This window comes from Ruegeria sp. YTSA075 (genome assembly GCF_059610245.1).
On sequence record NZ_JBXWNG010000001.1, the window covers coordinates 444994 to 463301 of the forward strand.

The window sequence follows — 18308 nt, forward strand, 5'->3', positions numbered from 1 at the left end:
GCCATTCCCCTACAGCAGTGCCAAAATCCGAGCTGCCTCATCCGCCGTGTTGGTCAACACATCCCGATCTTCACCGGGATGAAACCGCGCGCGCACGGCGGTGGGCATTGGCGCAGGTTGCACGATCGAGACGCGGGGCCCCGTGCGTTCTGTTTCAATCTGCCAACTGCGGGCCAAAGCCATCTGCGCGGCCTTTGTAGCCCCGTAGATACCATAGAATTTCTCACCGGCCTTGGGGTCGTCAAAGAACACTGCGTGACCGGCTTCGCCCAGCAGGGGTGTTACATAGGGGATCAAGACCGATGTGGCATTGGCGTTGATATTCATCGCCTTGGCCCATTCTTTCGGGTCGACAAAATGCGCCGGCGTCAGGGCTGAGCTATGGACGGCTGTGTGCAACCACAGATCCACCTTGCCCCAGCGATCATGGATGCCCCGGCACAGGGTCGCCATGGCATCCGGATCGGTGATGTCCATGGGCGCGAGGGTGGCGGACCCGCCCTTGGCCTTGATCCGATCGTCCAGCTCTTCCAGCCCGCCGGTTGTGCGGGCAACAGCGACGATGTGATAGTCGGGGGCCAGCGCCTCGGCCAGGGCTGCACCCAACCCGCGTGAGGCCCCTGTGATAAGGGCGATTTTGGTCTGATCGGTCATGACTGCGGTTTGAACCCCATCGCGCAGGCCGTCAAGAGGCGTCAGTCCCCAGGGATCGCGATCCGCCGGGTCTGGCCGCTTTGTCGCAGCATCACGCCATGCTCGTCGATGGCCACGATGGTGCCCGACCCAACGCGGCTGCCGGTTTTCACCTCCTTGACGCGACCAGAGGACATTCGCATGAGCGCGCGCAAATCCGCCTTGGGACCAAATATCCCAAGTACAGAGACAGAGTTTTTCTTCAGCGCGCCTTTTTGCGTTGCCGCGCCTTTGACGGTGACATTGGACATAAGCTGTGGTCGGGCAGGGCCTAGACCCCTTTGGTGAGTGGTAGCGGCGGGTTGGTTAACAAAGGCGAAAAGGGAACAAAAGACTGCCGCAACGTCGCATCGCCTGACCTTAAACGCAGGGTTTGCGAAGTCTTTGCATTCGCTGCGATTTCGGGGTCACGCCCGTGTGTCACATTTTCATGAACGGTAGCGGGTTGGTGAAAAACGCGAAACGCGATGTCTCAGCCAACCCATCTGATTCGGGGTGTCAGATCATCCCGAGGCCAGTTTGGCCCCGTTCCATGATCCGCCCACAAGCTCCATGTCCTCGCGCTTTTTGCTGACACGGGTGCTGTTTTCCAGACTGTCGAGATAATCATCACTGACGCTGCCGGTGATGTAATCGCCGTTGAAGCACGAGCAATCGAAGGCCTCGATCTCAGGGTTGCCTTCCTTGGCAGCCCAGACCAGATCATCGAGATGCTGGTAGAACAGAGCATCCGCGCCCAGCTCCTCGCGGATTTCCTCGATCTCTTTGCCATCGGCGATTAACTCGGCCTTGGTGGGCATGTCGATGCCATAAACATTGGGATATTTGACCGGAGGAGACGCGCTGGCGATATAGACTTTCTTGGCCCCGGCCTCGCGGCACATCTGTACAATCTTCTTGATCGTATTGCCGCGCACGATTGAATCGTCGATCAGCAGAACATTGTGATCTTTGAATTCCAGCGGAATGGCATTCAGCTTGCGGCGGACAGATTTCTGCCGCTCTTCCTGACCCGGCATGATGAAGGTGCGGCCGACATAGCGGTTCTTCACCAGACCCTCACGATAGGGGATGCCGGTGATTTTCGCGGCCTCAAGCGCCACGGGGCGGGCGCTGTCCGGTACTGGAATGATCCGATCAATATCCAACCCCGAGTCCTGAATTTGCTTGGCCAAAGTCTGACCCATGCGCATCTGGGTTTTGTAGACGGACACGCCATCCAGCAGCGAATCTGGACGGGCCAGATAGACATACTCGAAGATACAGGGCGTCAGTTTGCCCTCGACCGCCTGGAATTCATGCATGTTGCCATCCAGATCAATCAGGATGGCCTCACCCGCGCGCAGATCGCGCAGTTTATCGAACCCGTTGATGCCGAATGCTACGTCCTCGGAGGCAAAGGCGTAATCACTGCCGCCGCCTTCGGTTTCACGAACAGCGACAGACAACGGGCGGATGCCGTACGGGTCACGGAAGGCCAACATGCCCACGCCTGCGATCAGGCAGATCACGGAATAGGCACCTTGAACCCGCTCCATCGTCATCTTCACGCCAGCAAAGATGTTGCGAATGGGTTCGACATTGCCATTGACTTTGATCGCATCGGCCACCTTGTCGGCCAGCACATTCAGCAGGATTTCAGAATCCGAGGTGGTACGCAGGTGGCGGCTGTATTTGCCCGTGACCTTTTCGCGCTGCTCAGCCGTGTTGGTGATGTTGCCATTGTGGACCAGATATATCCCGTAAGGCGCGTTTACGAAGAAGGGCTGCGCCTCAGCCGCGCTGAGTGAACCGGCGGTTGGATAGCGTACATGCCCCATGCCGACTTTACCCAGGAGGGTTTCAGCATCTGTGGCGTGGAAGACATCCTTGACCAGACCGTTGGCCTTTTTCTCGCGGAAGAACTCACCGTTATATGTGACGATCCCCGAGGCATCCTGACCCCGGTGTTGCAGCATCAGCAAGCCGTCATAGATTTCCGCAAACACATCATGTGTCCGGCTTGCGATCCCCAAAATCCCACACATGTACGGGCTCCAATTCCTATGGCGTTGTGACGAGAGGTTTGACCGACTGTCGGGATCGATAAGGGGATGCTGCCTGCACCATGCGTGCGATTGCCTGTGTTTCATAAGCCAGATGGCAAATCATCGATGCGACGCACGCAGATGAAAACACAAAGAACAAGATCGGCAGCTCCGATTCCGTGGCGGGTTGGCCCTCACATACTGCCTTCGAACGCCCCTGTCATCAAAGGATCACAATTACACAATGCCGCAGGTGGGATTTGTGCTGTCTCGACCGCGCACCAAGTCTGATGACATATGAATATAATTGTGCTGACATGGCGGAAACCGGATCAAAATGCGCATGTTGAACGGGCAAGGGGGCGTGATGTGGCAAAACCGGCCGCCGTCTAAGGCAGAGGAAACACCCAAGCGGCGGTGCCATCGGTGTCGCGGCATGGGGCGCGCGCCTTGTCAGATCTGCAACGGTGCCGGACAGGTCGTCAAAGGCCGCGATATTCATGGCAAACCGATATTCAGCCGCTGCGACGGGTGTTTTGGATTGAAAACCATCCGATGCACAGTGTGCGGCGGGGAAGGGTTCATCTGAAACAAAAAAAGCCCGGGCAGTGCCGGGCTTTTCGAAATACTGATACCTGCTGGATCAGCTGTCGGTGCTCTCTGCAGCAGGGGCCGTTCCGCTCGCGGTGCAGCTGCCTACAAGTTCTTCATATTGTGCGGTTACCCAGCCCAATGCCGCTTCGGGGTTCTGCTCTTCGATCTGTGTGCTGAACTGTTCGAACACCTTGGCCGAGCGGCTTTCATCGACAATCGTATAAGACTGGCCGGTCATGACCGTGTCGTAGACAAAGAAGGCGATGGCCACCAACAGGATGCCGCGCGCGATGCCGAAGAAGAAGCCAAGCGCTTGGTCCAGACCGCCTAGCGCCGAGCGCTGCACCAGCGACGAAAACAGCGGCGTAAAGATGCTGACCACGATCAGGGCGATGGCGAATACGGCGGCAAAGCCCGTGATCACCGACAATTCGCAACTGTCACGCAGGAAATCCCCGACAACCGGGATCTCTTTGACCAGAGGCACAGCTTGCGGTGCAAAGATGAACGCCAGGACCGCAGCAGCGACCCAGCCCGCGATGGCCAGAACCTCACGCATGAAACCGCGCGAATAGGCCAAGAGGCCTGACAGCACGATGATCAGGGCCACAACCCCGTCAATTATTGTAAAACCTTCCATGGCCCTCGCCTGTTCTTTTGCTGCCCCTCGCGGCGCGACTTTAACCTGCTCCGAAGGTTTCGCCAACAAACCCAACCAAATCAGAGGGTCGGGTGAGTGTCAGACCTGCCACAGTGCCGGTTTTGCCACCTGCCGGAGCAACTGCCGCTGTGAAACCAAGTTTTTGCGCTTCTTTCAACCTATTTTCGGTCTGCGGGGCGGGTCTAAGTGCACCGGATAGCGAGATTTCTCCGAAAACGACGGTATCGGCGGGCAGGGCGGTGTCTTCACGGGCGCTCAGCAGCGCGGCGGCAACGGCAAGGTCGGCAGCGGGCTCGCTGACCTTAAGACCTCCGGCGACATTCAGATAGACGTCGAGCCCCGCAAAAGGGATACCGCAGCGGGCTTCGAGCACGGCAAGGATCATGGCAAGGCGCCCGCTGTCCCAGCCCACAACCGTGCGGCGGGGTTGGGAATGAGGGGAGGGGGCGACAAGCGCCTGAAGCTCGACCAATACGGGTCGTGTGCCCTCGATCCCCGCAAAAACGGCCGATCCAGGGCTGGGTTCTCCGCGTTCTGACAGGAACAGGGCCGATGGGTTGGTGACTTGTGCCAGACCCTTGCCCGTCATCTCGAACACGCCGATCTCATCGGCGGGGCCAAAGCGGTTCTTCACGGCGCGCAGGATGCGGAACTGATGACCGCGCTCGCCTTCGAAATAGAGCACGGTGTCGACCATATGTTCAACGACCCGGGGGCCTGCGATCTGGCCTTCTTTGGTGACGTGACCAACCATGATGATCGACACGCCGTGTCGTTTCGCAAACGTGGTCAATTCATGCGCTGCGGCCCGGACTTGTGATACCGAGCCGGGCGCGCTGTCCACATTGTCGGCCCACATGGTCTGAATCGAGTCGATAATGGCGAGGCCGGGTTTTTCGGTTTCCAACGTCGTCAGGATATTGCGCAGGTTGGTTTCAGCAGCCAGTTGAACAGGCGCGTCCTCCAGCCCCAGCCGCCGCGCGCGCATACGGACCTGTGCACTGGCTTCTTCGCCCGAGACATAGATTGTTTTGACGCCTGCACGGGCAAAGCGCGCAGCAGCCTGCAGCAACAGGGTGGATTTTCCGATACCGGGATCGCCGCCCACCAACAGGGCTGAGGCGGGTACCAGACCACCGCCCAGGACGCGGTCCAACTCGTCCACCCCGCTGAGTGTTCGGGGTGGCGGTGTCTCCTCGGTCGACAAGTCCGTGAGCGTGACAGACTGTCCCCGCTTGCCGCCGAGGGATTTCTTGGCCGGGCCAGCCGAAAGCGGCACGTCCTGGGTAATGGTATTCCATTCCCCACAGGCATCGCAACGCCCGGACCATTTGGTGAAGCTCGCACCGCAGGCCGAGCAAGAGAAGGTTGGTTTTGCCATTCCGCTTTGGTGCCCGAGGATGGGCGGTTCTTCAAGCCCTTGCGGGCTTTCATCTCCGCCGGTGGCGCGCTGCGGGTTCGGGCCCTGCGGGCCGTCACCCGCAGCGGGCGCATGCGCGCCGGGTGTCAGATAGAGGTTTGGGCCTTTGCCTGACGTTCGGTCAGAAGGCCCAGCACCAGCGAGGCGAGGATGCAGAGGGTGAAGAGGTAGAGGCCCCAGGCGGTCTCAATGGTGGCGTAAGAGATGCCCTTGGCCAGAGTGATATAGAGCGCGATGAGGAAGATATCGGCCATGGCCAGCTTGCCGAGGATGTTCAGCGCGGGCTGGACGCGGGCGTCCAGCAGGTTCCACTGGATCAGCGCGGTGCCGATGGTTTTGATATACGGCGCAAAGAGCGCGAAGATGGTGACGACCAGCGCGAGGAAGACGTCGGACTTCCATAAGGACTGGAGGCCGGTGATGACGCTGATCTCGCTGAGGCCGAAAATTGGAAGCAAGCCGGCGCGCATCAGCGGGGCAAACCACGCGATGGGGTAGAGGATCAGGAGCGAGAGGGTGGCGAGGCGGAGGGTCATTTATCTGGTTATTACAAAAACACGTAGCCGTGCCTTCTATTGTCTGAGCTGACGACTATTCTAGTCAAGCGGGCGTTTGAAGCGATGGAACTAAATTATTACTTTGGTCGCACCGCGGTAACTTTAGAAGCTCATAATATCTCATAGCTTCCAGCACCTGAAAAAATGCGCAGACAAGAATCGCAATAAGGATTCCGGTAGGGATCAACTCGAACTCTCTGGGTCTCCATCTAGTTTTGAATGCGCCGATCAACCAAATCAATACAAGGAAAACGTAGAGAACGAACAGAGCCAAACCAAAAACAATGCTGTAGTACCTTACAAAGTCTTCGCTTGCTTCAGAAATCATTGGTAGAAACAACCTAGTAAGCGCCAATGCCGTCAGTAGGCAAAAGGAACCGAGCCCAACACCAACTGCGCGCGTTGTGAGACCAAGCTTTCGTTTGATCAAAAGCGACATAAATATTGCGAATGGCAACAACAGAACCAAAGCGAATGTTGCGAAGCCTAAGCTTGAATTCTTAGACCGATATAGTTCGCCAACATCAACGCAGCTCTGTTCCATGCTCAACGCACCGCCTCAATCGGCCCGTCAGCGCTGCCGCTGATGAATTGCTCCATATACGGATCGCCCGAGGCATCCATCTGAGCCACAGGCCCCGTCCACTGGATCACCCCGCCATGCAGCATCGCCACATTGTCGGCAATGGCGCGGACCGAGCTCATGTCGTGGGTGATGGTCATGGCCGTTGCCCCCATCTCGGTCACGATTTCGCGGATCAGATCGTTGATGACGCCGGACATGATCGGGTCCAAGCCGGTGGTCGGCTCGTCAAAAAAGATGATCTCGGGCTCGGCGGCGATGGCGCGGGCGAGGCCGACGCGTTTTTGCATACCGCCGGACAGTTCGGCGGGCAGGCGGTCAGCCACGTCGGGTTTCAGGCCCACGCGGCGCAGTTTCTCGATGGCGATCTCACGGGCTTCCTCGGTAGGGCGTTTCAGCGAGCCGCGCAGCAGGCGGAAGGCGACGTTTTGCCAGACGGGCAACGAGTCAAACAGCGCCGCGCCCTGAAACAGCATGCCGAACCGGGCCAGAAACGCATCGCGGTCGCCCTTGGTGGCGTCTTTGTCGTCCACATAGATCATGCCACTGTCGGGCTGGATCAGGCCCAGAATGCATTTCAGCGCCACCGACTTGCCCGTGCCCGAGCCGCCGATGATGACCATCGAGGTGCCCTTGGGGATCTCAAGGTTCATGCCTTGCAGGACGCGGTTGTCGCCAAAGGCTTTTGTTACGTTCTCCATCCGGATCATAGCGAGAAGAACACCCCTGTGAGGACGAAATTGGCGGCGAGGATCAGCACGGCGGCGGCCTCGACCGAGCCTTTGGTAGCGCGGCCCACACCTTGCGCGCCGCGGCCCGAGGACATGCCATAGTAGCAGCCCATGATGGCGGCGATCATGCCGAAGGCGGCCCCTTTGACCAGGGACGAGACGATGTCGCGGGCCTCAAGAAAATCCACGGTGTTTTTCAAATAAGCCGCCGGGTTGAAGCCCAGATTTTGGGTCGCGACGGTGTATCCGCCCATGATCCCAATGACATCTCCGACCGCGACCAACGCGGGTACGGTGACCAGCGCCGCCAGCACGCGCGGAGCGGTCAGGTATTTCATCGGGTGGGTGGAGAGCGTCACCAGCGCGTCAATCTGTTCAGTCACTTTCATTGTCGCGATCTCAGCCGCGATGGAGGAGGTCACGCGGGCGGCGATCATCAGCCCGACCAGCACTGGGCCAAGCTCGCGCACCATGCCGATGGCGACTATCTGAGGCACCACCGCCTCGGCATTGAAACGTGCACCGCCTGCGTAGATTTGCAGGGCCAGCGCACCGCCGGTGAAGATCGCGGTCAGGCCGACCACGGGCAGGGACAGCCAGCCGATATTCAGCAGCGCCATTGCAAATTCACGCGGGTAAAACGGGGGTCGGAAGATATGAGAGATTGCGTCCAGCGCAAACAGCGCCACCCGGCCAAACGCGGCCAGCAGGGTCAGCGCGGCGCGGCCTAACCCGCTGAGCAGTAAGACAGGGTTCATTCCACATAACCCCGCGAATATCGGCGACCCATCGAGGTCAGGATTTCATAGCCAATCGTGCCCGCCGCTTCGGCCAGATCATCCACGGTTTGATGCCCGTTCAGGATGCGTAGGCGTTCAGGGTCATCGGGCAGGTCGGTGACATCGACCGTGATCAGGTCCATCGAAATTCGGCCCACAACAGGGCAGGGCTGATCGCCCGCAAACGTGTCGATCCCGCCACCGATGGCGCGGTGCAGACCATCCGCATAGCCTGCCGCAACTGTTGCGATGCGCGACGGGCGCCGGGCGCTCCAACTGTTGCCGTAGCCAACGGTTTCGCCGACCTCAAGCGCGCGCACCTGGATGACCGGCAGATCAACAGTGACAACAGGCCGGGCCCCGGCAAAAGGCATCCCGCCATATAGGCCAATGCCCGGGCGGCAGAGGTCGAAATGAAATTCTGGCCCCAGAAGCGTGCCACCGGTGGCCGCCAGCGAACGCGGCGCGGTGATGCCATCGGTCATCTCGCGGAAGGTTTTCAACTGTTGCCGGTTCATCGGATGATCGGGTTCGTCCGCACAGGCCAGATGAGACATCACGACAACCGGGTTCAGCGCCTCGGCCTTGGGGCGCAGTTCGGCCCAGTCAGCAGGTTCCAGGCCCAAGCGGTTCATACCGCTGTCCAGCTGGATACCAAAAGGATGATCCGGCAGCGCTTGCACATGGCGCAGAAACTGCTGGGGTGAGTTGATCAGGGGCGTCAGATCATGGGCGCGCAGCAGGTCTGCATCCCCCTCCATATGGCCGGAAAACACGCAAATCTGCGGCCCCGGTCCAATGGCCTGACGCACGTCTGCACCTTCTTCAGCCACCGCGACGAAAAACTTGCGCACGCCTTCTTCGGCCAACGCATTGCTAACCGGCCCGGCGCCCAGACCATAACCATCGGCCTTGACGACAGCAGCGGTTTCAACATCGGTCTGTGCATCCAGCGCCCGCCAGTTGCCGGCAAGGGCCTGAAGATTGATTGTCAGTCGTGCGGTACTCATGGCGTTGTTCATGACATTGCGCCGTATAAGGTCAAGAGGGAATGACGTTTTTGCGACGCCGTTTCAGCGTTGTACGGGCGACATCCGGCGAAATTTGCCAAGTTCTTGTGAATTCTGGCAGTTTGTTGCTGTGATGATAGTAAGTGGGATTGCGAATGCACGCTGGTCTGGTCAGGTGCGGCCTTCCAGTTTTTGGGCGGTAAAACAGATGCAGTGCCCGGAGGGGATCATGGAGTTTTCGACCGGTATAGGATCAGATGTTCAGGCTGTCGTCGATCTGTTTCAACACGTCTTTTCAGCCTCGGAGAGCACTGATGAAGGCGCGTTGATCGGCGCGTTTGTGCAAGACTTGCTGAGCATGACGCCTGAGACTGATGTAATGCTTTACACCGCGTATCAGGATGCGGAACTGGTGGGCGCTGTGGCGTTTTCTCGGATCAACTACCCGCAGGACAGCCGAGATGTCTTTATACTGTCGCCGATGGCGGTGCGAACGGACCGGCAGAAATCGGGGATTGGGCAGGCTTTGATCACCTTCGGGCTGGACCAGCTGCGCGACTCTGGCGTCGAAGTGGTGCTGACCTATGGCGATCCAAACTACTATCGCAAAACTGGTTTTCTGGCCATTTCGGAAGAGATCGCGCAGCCACCGCTGAGGCTCAGCTATCCACATGGTTGGCTAGGGCAATCTTTGGACGGGCACGAACTGACCCCGCTAATGGGGCCATCGCATTGCGTTGCGTCGCTGAATAATCCTGCCTTGTGGTAGGGGTCAGTAGCCTTCGATCTCGCCGCCTTGTTGCCAGGGTTTGATCAGATTGCCAAAGCGGGTGAACTGGGCCTCGAACGAGAGCTCAACCGTGCCGATGGGGCCGTGGCGCTGCTTGCCGACGATCACTTCGGCCTTGCCATGCAGGCGTTCCATGGCCTGCTTCCACTCTTCCATCTTTTCCAGCTCATGATCGCCGGGCTTTTCGCGTTCCTTGTAGTATTCCTCGCGGAACACGAACATCACCACATCCGCATCCTGTTCAATCGAGCCCGATTCACGCAGGTCCGAAAGCTGCGGGCGTTTGTCGTCGCGGTTTTCCACCTGACGAGAAAGCTGCGACAGGGCGATGACGGGGATGTTCAGTTCCTTGGCGATGGCCTTCATGCCCATCGATATCTCGGCGATTTCGTTGACGCGGTTGTCAGCCATGCCGCGGCAGAGTTGCAGATAGTCGATCACCAGCAGGTCCAGCCCATGTGTTCGCTTCAGCCGACGTGCGCGGGCAGCAAGCTGCGCGATGGGCAGGGCCGGCGTGTCGTCGATGAACAGCGGGCAGGCTTCCAGTTCTTTGGCGGCATCCACAAACCGTCGGAACTCGGCCTCGGTCATGTCGCCCTGACGGATCTTATGGCTGGAAATCTCAGAGGCTTCGGCCAGAACGCGGCCTGCCAACTGTTCGGCACTCATTTCCAATGAGAAGAACCCAACCACGCCGCCATCAATCGCGCCTTCACTGCCATCAGGCTTGGTGCCGCGTTTATAGGCCTTGGCCACGTTAAATGCCACGTTGGTCGCAAGCGAGGTTTTACCCATAGAGGGACGGCCGGCAAGAATGATCAGGTCCGATGGATGCAAGCCACCCAGCTGCTTATCCAAATCGGCCAGACCGGTCGAGATGCCGGCCATCCCGCCCCCACGCTGGTATGCTTCGTTGGTGACATTGACGGCTTCGGTGACCGCCTTGAGGAAGGATTGAAAGCCCTGTTCTGTCTGGCCTTGTTCCGACAGCTGATACAGCTGCTGCTCGGCCTCGATAATCTGTTCCTTCGGCTCGCTGGACACATCAACCCGCGCAGCCTTGTCCGAGATATCCCGGCCCAGCCGGATCAGCTCGCGCCGAATGGCCAGATCATAGATCATCTGGGCGTAGTCATGTACGGCAAAAGCACTGATCGAGGCCCCGGCCAGTTTGACCAGATAAGCCGGGCCACCCAGTTCCTGCAGGCCCTCATCCTCGGCCATGAAGGATTTCAGCGTCACTGGCGAGGCCAGCGCGTTCTTCGCAATCCGATTGGCCGCGACCTCATAAATGCGCGCATGGACCGGGTCATAGAAATGTTCGGACCCGATGATCGAGGCGACCCGATCATAGAGATCATTATTCGTCAGAATCGCACCCAGAAGCTGCTGCTCGGCCTCAATGGAATGCGGCATGGTTTCGGCGTTCTGAATCTGTGCCGCTGCCTGTTCGATACTGCTGATCTCGTTCATCTTGTCCCCGCTGCCCGTTCGGAGGTTTTACACAGGAAACGCTGCCGCAAGCTATCTGGAAATACCTGTGGGTAACCTGCGGTAAGGTCTTGGGATAACTTTCCCGACGGATTGGATGCCCGTGTATGCGTAGCCTATTATGTATGAATTGAGGGGAAAGTCACCAGATATCGTGGCTGCATGGCCGATTCTTCTGGGCTTATCCCCAATTCGTTCACAGGCGGTTTATGTGGATTTGCGCGCGTCCTGCCAGCCGCGCGGGTCGTTCAGAAAGGCCTCGACCCCGTCAAGTGTCTCTTGGTCAAAGGCTTCCTGTGCTTTGGCCTCGGCCAGGACATCCCACCAGGTGCACAGCGAATGCAGTTTCACACCATGATCGCCAAGGGTCTTTTCGGTTTCTGGGAAGATGCCATAGTAGAAAATCACCGCCGTATGGCCACAAGTCGCGCCGGTTTCACGGATCGCATCGACGAAGGACAGCTTTGATCCGCCATCGGTGGTCAGATCCTCGACCAACAGTACCCGTTCGCCTTCGCTCATCGCGCCTTCGATCCGGGCGTTACGGCCGTAACCTTTGGGCTTCTTGCGCACATAGGTCATGGGCAAGGCCATGCGTTCGGCGACCATCGCCGCAAATGGGATACCTGCCGTTTCGCCCCCGGCGATATTGTCGAATGCCTCAAATCCTGCGTCGCGCATCACGGTGAAGGTTAGAAAATCCATCAGCGTCGAGCGGATTCGCGGGTATGAGATCAGCTTGCGACAATCGATATAGGTTGGGCTGGGCAGGCCCGAGGACAATGTGAATGGTTCGCGCGAATTGAAATGAACGGCTTTGATCTCCAGCAGCATCCGAGCGGTCAGGCGGGCGATTTCGGTGCTGTCGGGAAAAGAACTGGGGATCATGGCGCAAACCTCTGGGCTGAAAGAGTGTTGCGGGCTGATAGCCTGACCCTTGGGCCGGAGTCGAGAGGGCGACAAAAGAAAAGCGGACCCTTGTGGGATCCGCTTTTTGCCCTTTCGGGCAGAGCGGCCAAGGTGGGCTTGGCTGCTCGGATCATTGCTCCGATCATGGTCTGCCGATTGATCGAATGCCGGTGTTTCGGTCACAGCGTCTATGCGACGCGGGGTGAGTAGTGCAACCTGTTTGACGGCTGCAAGCGCGGCAAATGACGCAAAGGAAGCAATGTCATCTAGTCGAACTTCGAAAGCGCGTTTTGCAACAGGTTCAGCGCATGATCGCGTGCCGCCTGCCGCACAGCGTCGCGCCCGGGTGCGCCGAACTCCACAGTTTCAGTTAGGGTGGTCAGCCCCTCACCAGCCAGCCCGAAGCACACACGCCCCTCGGGTTTAAACTCGGAACCTCCCGGACCCGCGATGCCGGTGATCGAGACGGCCAATTGCGCCTGAGAGTTTCGTACTGCGCCTTCTGCCATTTCGCGCGCGACCTGTTCTGAGACGGCGCCATGGGCCTCCAACGTCTCGGCCCGGACACCCAGCATGTCCTGCTTGGCGCGGTTGGTGTAGGTGACGAATCCACGCTCGACCACCGCAGAGCTGCCGGGAATGTCGGTCAGCGCAGCGGCGACCATACCGCCCGTGCAGCTTTCGGCAGTGGCGATCATCATGCCATGCGCCTTGGCCAAATCGAGCAGAGCAGCGACGGTCATAGCCCCAGTATTCCATGTGCGATCCCGGCCAGCACCACGATACCGATGGCAGCAAAGACCCCGGCGATCACATCGTCCAGCATCACGCCCATCGCGTCATTGCGTCGATCCGCCCAGCCAACAGGGCCGGGTTTGGTGATGTCGAAAAGCCGGAACAGCAGGAACCCCGCGACCCAACCGGGCCAGAGCGCGGTGATCTCGATTCCATGTGCCCAGCTTGGGTAGGAAATGGCCCAGAGCGCGACGAACTGGCCCGCGACCTCATCTACCACGATTTCGGACGGGTCGTGATCCTCTTGCCCGGCGGTCATCACTTTTGTGGCCCAAAACCCTGCGATGAACACGACGAGCGTCGCAAGCACGAGCAGGGGGAACCCGCCCAAAACGTGCAGGACCCAGACCAGAGGCAGGGCCGCAAGCGATCCCCATGTGCCGGGGGCAGGGCGCAGATATCCGACACCGCAGACGGTGCCGATCAGACGCGCGATACTCATGCTTTTACCAGGCAGGCTGTGGCGAGTGACGCGATGCCTTCGCTACGGCCAGTGAAGCCCAGACGCTCGGAAGTGGTTGCCTTGACCGAGACCTGATCGGTGCGCAATCCCATGATTTTAGACATTTCTTCTTTCATTTTTTGGGCATGAGGGCCGATCTTTGGGTATTCACAAACCAGTGTACAATCGACGTTCGAGATGCGGTAGCCCATGGTTTGGGCAAGATCGACAGCGTGGCGCAGAAAAATCTTGCTGGCCGCACCCTTCCACTGCGGGTCTGACGGGGGGAAATGTTGGCCAATATCCCCCTGCGCCAATGCGCCATAGATCGCATCCGTCACAGCGTGCATGCCGACATCTGCATCGGAATGACCTTGCAGCCCGCGGTCATGTGGCACTTTCACACCGCACAGGATCACATGATCCCCGTCACCAAACCGGTGCACGTCATAGCCGTTGCCCAGCCTTACATCCATATTCAGCCCCAATATGCGTTCTGCCCGGGCAAAATCCTCGGGTCGTGTGATTTTGATATTGTCCGGATCGCCCGGCACGATGGTCACGTCCAGCCCGGCGGCGCGTGCGACCTCGACATCATCCGCCGCGCTGCCAGAATAGGCAGAATGAGCGTCCGTGATCGCATCATAGTGAAAGCCCTGCGGCGTTTGCGCCGCGAACAGGCCCGTTCGATCCTGCGTTCCGGTGACCGAGCTCTTGTCTCCGGTCCAAAGCGCGTCTGTAACGGCCAATCCGGGGGCGGCTGCTTGGCTTGTGCTTAGCGCGTGCAGCACGTTCTGAATGATATCTGCACCCACGCAAGGCCGCGCAACATCATGAATCAAAACGTAATCTACGCCCTGATCTGCCAGCGCAGCCAGCCCATTACGAACGGATGTCGCACGATCCGCGCCACCCGCGGCGAGGATCAGATCGCTGCCCTGATACATTTCCCATGCTTCGGAATCCTCGGGTGACAGTACCAGAACGATCTGATCGACATGCCTGCGAAACCTGTCGATCGTCCAATCTGAAACCACGCGCCCGCCCAGCATGCGCCATTGCTTGGGCGTACCCCCTCCGGCGCGGGTTCCGCGACCGGCGGCAACGATGATGGCGGCGGTTGTCATTCTGTCGTTTGCTCCTGCGATTTAGGCCATTGTTTAGGCGGCGGTGAATGCAGAGGCAATCACCCGCGTCAATCTGCCTAAAAATTAAGCGAGTGATGATTTTGCAGGCTTGTAGGTGGTCGTTTTGTTGTTCATATGCACTGGATTCGATATCTAAAGCCCAACTGCTCAAGGATTAGGCACGTTGACCCTGCATCTTGCTGACAAAACTCTGAACCCACCTGTGCTGCTGGCGCCGATGGCTGGAATCACGGATCGCCCGTTCCGCGATCTTGTGATGCGGTTTGGGGCGGGCATGGTCGTCAGCGAAATGGTCGCCAGCCAGGAGATGGTGCAAGCCAAGCCGGGCGTGCGCGAACGGGCGGAGCTGTCGGCGGATGTCGAGAACACCGCCGTTCAATTGGCCGGGCGCGAGGCGCATTGGATGGCCGAAGCCGCCCGTCAGGTTGCCGACCGGGGCGCGCGGGTGATCGACATCAATATGGGCTGCCCGGCCAAGAAGGTGACCAATGGTTATTCCGGCTCGGCCCTTCTGAAAACGCCAGATCATGCCCTGACCCTGATCGAAGCGGTGGTTGAGGCGGTCGATGTACCCGTCACCCTGAAAACGCGGCTGGGCTGGGATGATGCGCTACTGAACGCGCCTGATGTGGCGCGCCGGGCCGAAGGGGCGGGTATCAAGATGGTCACGATACATGGGCGCACGCGCTGCCAGTTCTACAAAGGCCACGCCGATTGGCAGGCGATCCGAGCGGTGAAACAGGCAGTTTCGATTCCCGTCATCGCCAATGGCGATATTGTTGATACCAAAGCGGCCCGCAAGGCGCTGGATCAGTCTGGCGCAGATGGCGTGATGGTCGGGCGAGGTGCGCAGGGAAAACCCTGGCTTCTGGCGCAGATATGCCACGACATCTACGGCACCGACGCACCTGAAATCCCCAAGGGCGCTGAATTGGTCGCGCTGGTGCGCGCGCACTATCAAGCCATGCTCGAATTCTACGGCACCGATTTGGGCCTGCGCGTCGCGCGGAAGCATCTGGGTTGGTACATGGATGAAGCCGATACACCCGCGCCCCTGCGTCGCACTGTTTTGACCTCACGTGATACGCAAGAGGTGCTGAGCCTGCTTGATGAGGCGCTGGATTGCGCAGCTGAGGTGGCCGCATGAATTCGGATCAAAGCATCTGGAACTCATTGCCCGTTCCGGCCTTTATCATCGATCAGGAGGATCGGATTTCAGATGTGAACTCCTCGGGCGAAGGGTTCCTGAACGCGTCGCGCAAATCGGTGATCGGTCATCCGGTCTGGGACCAGATCGCCGTAGATGCCCCACTGGAAGAGGCGTTCCTGCGCGCGCGTCATCAAGGCACGCCCCTGTTCGTCAATGATGTCGATGTCGGGTCGGGTAACCGCGCACCGCTGCAATGCGCGCTACAGATCGCGCCGCTGGTTGGGCATCCGGGATTAATGATCATGATTATCTCGCCACGCGAATTGGCGGGGCGCATGACACGTGGCAACACGGTTAAGTCAGCAGCGCAATCCGCCATCGGTATGGCAGAGATGCTGGCGCATGAAATCAAGAATCCTCTGGCTGGTATCACGGGCGCGGCGCAGCTCCTTAGCATGAATATCTCAGCGCAAGACCTTGAACTCACAGATCTTATCGTGGCCGAAAGCCGCCGCATCGTGAAGCTGTTGGAGCAGGTTGAACAATTCGGAAACCTGCAGCAACCAGATTTCAAACCGGTCAACATTCACGATGTACTGGACCGCGCCCGCCGTTCGGCCTTGCTGGGGTTCGGTGCGGACATGACCATTATCGAGGATTACGATCCATCGCTGCCGCTGGCCTATGGTGACCCGGATCAAATCCTGCAAGTGGTTCTGAATCTGTTGAAAAACGCGTCCGAGGCCGCTGGCCCGAATGGCGGCACGATTCGCCTGCGCACCTATTTCGAGCATTCGTTCCGCTTGCGTCGTAGTGACGGCTCGGGTCATTCGCTGCCGTTGCAGATTGAGATCATCGATGATGGCCCCGGACTGCCCGAGGACATTCGCAGCGACATTTTCGACCCGTTTGTCTCGGGCAAGGAAAATGGAACGGGTTTAGGGCTGGCGCTGGTCAGCAAGATCATCTCGGACCATCGCGGCTGGATCTCGGCTGATTCCGTTCCGGGACGCACCGTTTTCAAACTGTCACTGCGCCGCGCGCCGGCAGAGAGCATAACGAAGGAGAGCACCTGATGGATGGCACCGTTCTGGTTGCAGATGACGATCGCACGATCCGCACAGTTCTGACTCAGGCACTGACCCGAGCCGGATGCAAAGTGCATGCCACCTCTTCGCTGACCACGCTGATGCGCTGGGTGGGCGAAGGCAAGGGGGATGTGGTGATTTCGGACGTGGTCATGCCGGACGGGAACGGTTTGGAAATGCTGCCGAAAATCGCACAAGACCGCCCCGGTTTGCCGGTGATTGTGATTTCGGCCCAGAATACCATCATGACCGCCATCCAGGCGGCTGAGGCGGATGCCTATGACTATTTGCCCAAACCCTTCGATTTGCCCGATTTGATGAAACGCACCGCACGCGCCCTGGAACAAAAGCAGCGCCTGCAATCAGAACCCGAGGCAGAAGCGAATGAACGCCCGGATGAGTTGCCTCTGGTCGGGCGCACATCCGTCATGCAGTCACTGTATCGATTAGTCGCACGGGTGATGAATACCGATCTATCGGTCATGATTTCTGGTGAAAGTGGCACTGGTAAGTCTCTGATCGCACGGGCAATTCACGATTTCTCAGACCGTCGTACATTGCCGTTTGTAACCGCCACAGCTGCAGATCTGCGTGATTTGGAGGGGCCCGCCCGCGTCATGGCGCGCGTGCGAGGAGGTACGCTGTTGATTGATGAGATCGCCGATCTGGATGATGAGCTTCAGGCCCGCATCGTGCGCATGATGGACACGCCAGGCGATCACGTGCCGCGTTTCATGGCCACCAGCCAGTCGGATCTGGCCGAAGGCATGGAGGGCGGTCGTATCCGGCAGGATCTGTATTACCGCCTGTGCGGGGCGACGATCCATGTACCAGCGCTGCGCGAGCGTGTGGATGATATCACCTTGCTGGCCGAGCATTTTCTGGCACGCGAAGAGCGTGATAGCGGCACCAAACGCTGGCTCAGCCCGGATGCGGTTGAATTGATCCGTCGCTACTCCTGGCCCGGCAATGTGCGGCAGTTGGAGAACGCGGTCCGTCGTCTTAGCCTGACCAGCCGCGCTGATGAAATCTCAAAAGCCGAGGTCGAGATGGTGCTGGGCAGCCAGCCCGAGGCCGAACCTGTGCTGAGTGGGGGCGAGCGCGAGAAGCTGTCCACCTCGGTGGAACGGCATCTGCGGCGTTACTTTGATCTGCACGGCAACATGCTGCCGCCTCCGGGCCTGTATCAGCGTATTTTGCGCGAGGTAGAGGCCCCGCTGATTGAAATTGCGCTGGAGGCAACAGGCGGTAATCAAGCAAAATGCGCTGATTTGCTTGGGATAAACCGAAATACGCTGCGGAAAAAGATTACTGACCTCGATATTCAGGTGACACGCCGTCGCAAACTGATGTAATATCGCCACACAAACCGTGGCATCCGGGTATCTCCGGGGAAACGACCACGACATATGGCGGTCAGTCGCGGAAGCGACACATCAG

Annotated in this window: 18 protein-coding genes; 4 read left to right on the forward strand and 14 right to left on the reverse strand. The window is 58.9% G+C overall.

Annotation, left to right across the window (positions count from 1 at the left end):
• Positions 1–9: 9 nt before the first annotated feature.
• The 9 genes from AC2FGE_RS02330 to alr form a co-directional block, all read right to left on the reverse strand.
• Complete coding sequence (locus tag AC2FGE_RS02330) at positions 10–654, reverse strand: SDR family NAD(P)-dependent oxidoreductase (RefSeq protein WP_496817563.1); 645 nt, start codon at positions 652–654, stop codon at positions 10–12.
• 41 nt (positions 655–695) lie between these two features.
• Entirely contained in the window at positions 696–944 is a 249-nt protein-coding gene (locus tag AC2FGE_RS02335) for a hypothetical protein (protein ID WP_496817564.1), read from the reverse strand.
• Between the two features lie 252 nt (positions 945–1196).
• Complete coding sequence (purF, locus tag AC2FGE_RS02340) at positions 1197–2720, reverse strand: amidophosphoribosyltransferase (protein WP_496817565.1); 1524 nt, start codon at positions 2718–2720, stop codon at positions 1197–1199.
• A gap of 643 nt (positions 2721–3363) precedes the next feature.
• Complete coding sequence (locus AC2FGE_RS02345; RefSeq protein ID WP_496817566.1) at positions 3364–3954, reverse strand: CvpA family protein; 591 nt, start codon at positions 3952–3954, stop codon at positions 3364–3366.
• 40 nt (positions 3955–3994) lie between these two features.
• Positions 3995–5356: a DNA repair protein RadA gene (gene radA, locus AC2FGE_RS02350; protein WP_496817567.1), complete on the reverse strand. Its 1362-nt coding sequence runs from the start codon at positions 5354–5356 to the stop codon at positions 3995–3997.
• A 125-nt stretch (positions 5357–5481) separates the two neighbouring features.
• Positions 5482–5931 carry a paraquat-inducible protein A gene (locus AC2FGE_RS02355; RefSeq protein ID WP_480547042.1) on the reverse strand — a complete coding sequence of 150 codons (450 nt, stop codon included), beginning with the start codon at positions 5929–5931 and terminating at the stop codon, positions 5482–5484.
• Positions 5932–6498: 567 nt separating this feature from the next.
• Positions 6499–7245 carry an ABC transporter ATP-binding protein gene (locus AC2FGE_RS02360; protein ID WP_496817568.1) on the reverse strand — a complete coding sequence of 249 codons (747 nt, stop codon included), beginning with the start codon at positions 7243–7245 and terminating at the stop codon, positions 6499–6501.
• Positions 7242–8024: an MlaE family ABC transporter permease gene (locus AC2FGE_RS02365; RefSeq protein WP_496817569.1), complete on the reverse strand. Its 783-nt coding sequence runs from the start codon at positions 8022–8024 to the stop codon at positions 7242–7244. Before AC2FGE_RS02365 ends, AC2FGE_RS02360 begins: the two co-directional genes overlap by 4 nt.
• On the reverse strand, positions 8021–9055 hold the full coding sequence (gene alr / locus AC2FGE_RS02370) for an alanine racemase (protein ID WP_496817570.1): 1035 nt from the start codon (positions 9053–9055) through the stop codon (positions 8021–8023). The genes AC2FGE_RS02365 and alr overlap by 4 nt, the downstream gene beginning before the upstream one ends.
• Positions 9056–9284: 229 nt before the next feature.
• Here alr and AC2FGE_RS02375 point away from each other — a divergent pair, with 229 nt between their 5' ends.
• Positions 9285–9824, forward strand: coding sequence for a GNAT family N-acetyltransferase (locus AC2FGE_RS02375; protein WP_496817571.1), 540 nt, complete (start codon positions 9285–9287; stop codon positions 9822–9824).
• A 3-nt stretch (positions 9825–9827) separates the two neighbouring features.
• Here AC2FGE_RS02375 and AC2FGE_RS02380 read toward each other — a convergent pair whose 3' ends face one another.
• From AC2FGE_RS02380 to AC2FGE_RS02400, 5 genes are all read right to left on the reverse strand, one after another.
• Entirely contained in the window at positions 9828–11318 is a 1491-nt protein-coding gene (locus AC2FGE_RS02380; protein WP_496817572.1) for a replicative DNA helicase, read from the reverse strand.
• Between the two features lie 225 nt (positions 11319–11543).
• Complete coding sequence (locus tag AC2FGE_RS02385; RefSeq protein ID WP_496817573.1) at positions 11544–12224, reverse strand: orotate phosphoribosyltransferase; 681 nt, start codon at positions 12222–12224, stop codon at positions 11544–11546.
• 287 nt (positions 12225–12511) lie between these two features.
• Positions 12512–12988, reverse strand: a complete 477-nt coding sequence (locus AC2FGE_RS02390) for a CinA family protein (RefSeq protein ID WP_496817574.1) — start codon at positions 12986–12988, stop codon at positions 12512–12514.
• Complete coding sequence (locus tag AC2FGE_RS02395; protein WP_496817575.1) at positions 12985–13482, reverse strand: phosphatidylglycerophosphatase A family protein; 498 nt, start codon at positions 13480–13482, stop codon at positions 12985–12987. Before AC2FGE_RS02395 ends, AC2FGE_RS02390 begins: the two co-directional genes overlap by 4 nt.
• Entirely contained in the window at positions 13479–14609 is a 1131-nt protein-coding gene (locus AC2FGE_RS02400) for a bifunctional 2-C-methyl-D-erythritol 4-phosphate cytidylyltransferase/2-C-methyl-D-erythritol 2,4-cyclodiphosphate synthase (protein WP_496817576.1), read from the reverse strand. Before AC2FGE_RS02400 ends, AC2FGE_RS02395 begins: the two co-directional genes overlap by 4 nt.
• Before the next feature lie 184 nt (positions 14610–14793).
• Between AC2FGE_RS02400 and dusB the strand changes: the two genes are divergently transcribed.
• From dusB to AC2FGE_RS02415, 3 genes are read left to right on the forward strand one after another with little or no spacing between them, the layout of a single operon-like run.
• Entirely contained in the window at positions 14794–15777 is a 984-nt protein-coding gene (gene dusB, locus AC2FGE_RS02405) for a tRNA dihydrouridine synthase DusB (protein ID WP_496817577.1), read from the forward strand.
• Positions 15774–16856 carry a two-component system sensor histidine kinase NtrB gene (locus AC2FGE_RS02410; RefSeq protein WP_496817578.1) on the forward strand — a complete coding sequence of 361 codons (1083 nt, stop codon included), beginning with the start codon at positions 15774–15776 and terminating at the stop codon, positions 16854–16856. The genes dusB and AC2FGE_RS02410 overlap by 4 nt, the downstream gene beginning before the upstream one ends.
• On the forward strand, positions 16856–18223 hold the full coding sequence (locus AC2FGE_RS02415; RefSeq protein WP_496817579.1) for a response regulator: 1368 nt from the start codon (positions 16856–16858) through the stop codon (positions 18221–18223). Before AC2FGE_RS02410 ends, AC2FGE_RS02415 begins: the two co-directional genes overlap by 1 nt.
• Positions 18224–18308 lie beyond the last annotated feature (85 nt).

What these genes read in the sequence shown, in the direction of transcription:
- AC2FGE_RS02345 (WP_496817566.1), bottom strand. Translation starts at nt 3,954, where the DNA reads ATGGAAGGTTTTACAATAATTGACGGGGTTGTGGCCCTGATCATCGTG.
- AC2FGE_RS02400 (WP_496817576.1), bottom strand. Translation starts at nt 14,609, where the DNA reads ATGACAACCGCCGCCATCATCGTTGCCGCCGGTCGCGGAACCCGCGCC.
- alr (WP_496817570.1), bottom strand. Translation starts at nt 9,055, where the DNA reads ATGAGTACCGCACGACTGACAATCAATCTTCAGGCCCTTGCCGGCAAC.
- AC2FGE_RS02415 (WP_496817579.1), top strand. Translation starts at nt 16,856, where the DNA reads ATGGATGGCACCGTTCTGGTTGCAGATGACGATCGCACGATCCGCACA.
- AC2FGE_RS02360 (WP_496817568.1), bottom strand. Translation starts at nt 7,245, where the DNA reads ATGATCCGGATGGAGAACGTAACAAAAGCCTTTGGCGACAACCGCGTC.
- AC2FGE_RS02390 (WP_496817574.1), bottom strand. Translation starts at nt 12,988, where the DNA reads ATGACCGTCGCTGCTCTGCTCGATTTGGCCAAGGCGCATGGCATGATG.
- AC2FGE_RS02355 (WP_480547042.1), bottom strand. Translation starts at nt 5,931, where the DNA reads ATGACCCTCCGCCTCGCCACCCTCTCGCTCCTGATCCTCTACCCCATC.
- AC2FGE_RS02365 (WP_496817569.1), bottom strand. Translation starts at nt 8,024, where the DNA reads ATGAACCCTGTCTTACTGCTCAGCGGGTTAGGCCGCGCCGCGCTGACC.
- AC2FGE_RS02395 (WP_496817575.1), bottom strand. Translation starts at nt 13,482, where the DNA reads ATGAGTATCGCGCGTCTGATCGGCACCGTCTGCGGTGTCGGATATCTG.
- AC2FGE_RS02335 (WP_496817564.1), bottom strand. Translation starts at nt 944, where the DNA reads ATGTCCAATGTCACCGTCAAAGGCGCGGCAACGCAAAAAGGCGCGCTG.
- AC2FGE_RS02330 (WP_496817563.1), bottom strand. Translation starts at nt 654, where the DNA reads ATGACCGATCAGACCAAAATCGCCCTTATCACAGGGGCCTCACGCGGG.
- radA (WP_496817567.1), bottom strand. Translation starts at nt 5,356, where the DNA reads ATGGCAAAACCAACCTTCTCTTGCTCGGCCTGCGGTGCGAGCTTCACC.
- purF (WP_496817565.1), bottom strand. Translation starts at nt 2,720, where the DNA reads ATGTGTGGGATTTTGGGGATCGCAAGCCGGACACATGATGTGTTTGCG.
- AC2FGE_RS02380 (WP_496817572.1), bottom strand. Translation starts at nt 11,318, where the DNA reads ATGAACGAGATCAGCAGTATCGAACAGGCAGCGGCACAGATTCAGAAC.
- AC2FGE_RS02385 (WP_496817573.1), bottom strand. Translation starts at nt 12,224, where the DNA reads ATGATCCCCAGTTCTTTTCCCGACAGCACCGAAATCGCCCGCCTGACC.
- AC2FGE_RS02410 (WP_496817578.1), top strand. Translation starts at nt 15,774, where the DNA reads ATGAATTCGGATCAAAGCATCTGGAACTCATTGCCCGTTCCGGCCTTT.
- AC2FGE_RS02375 (WP_496817571.1), top strand. Translation starts at nt 9,285, where the DNA reads ATGGAGTTTTCGACCGGTATAGGATCAGATGTTCAGGCTGTCGTCGAT.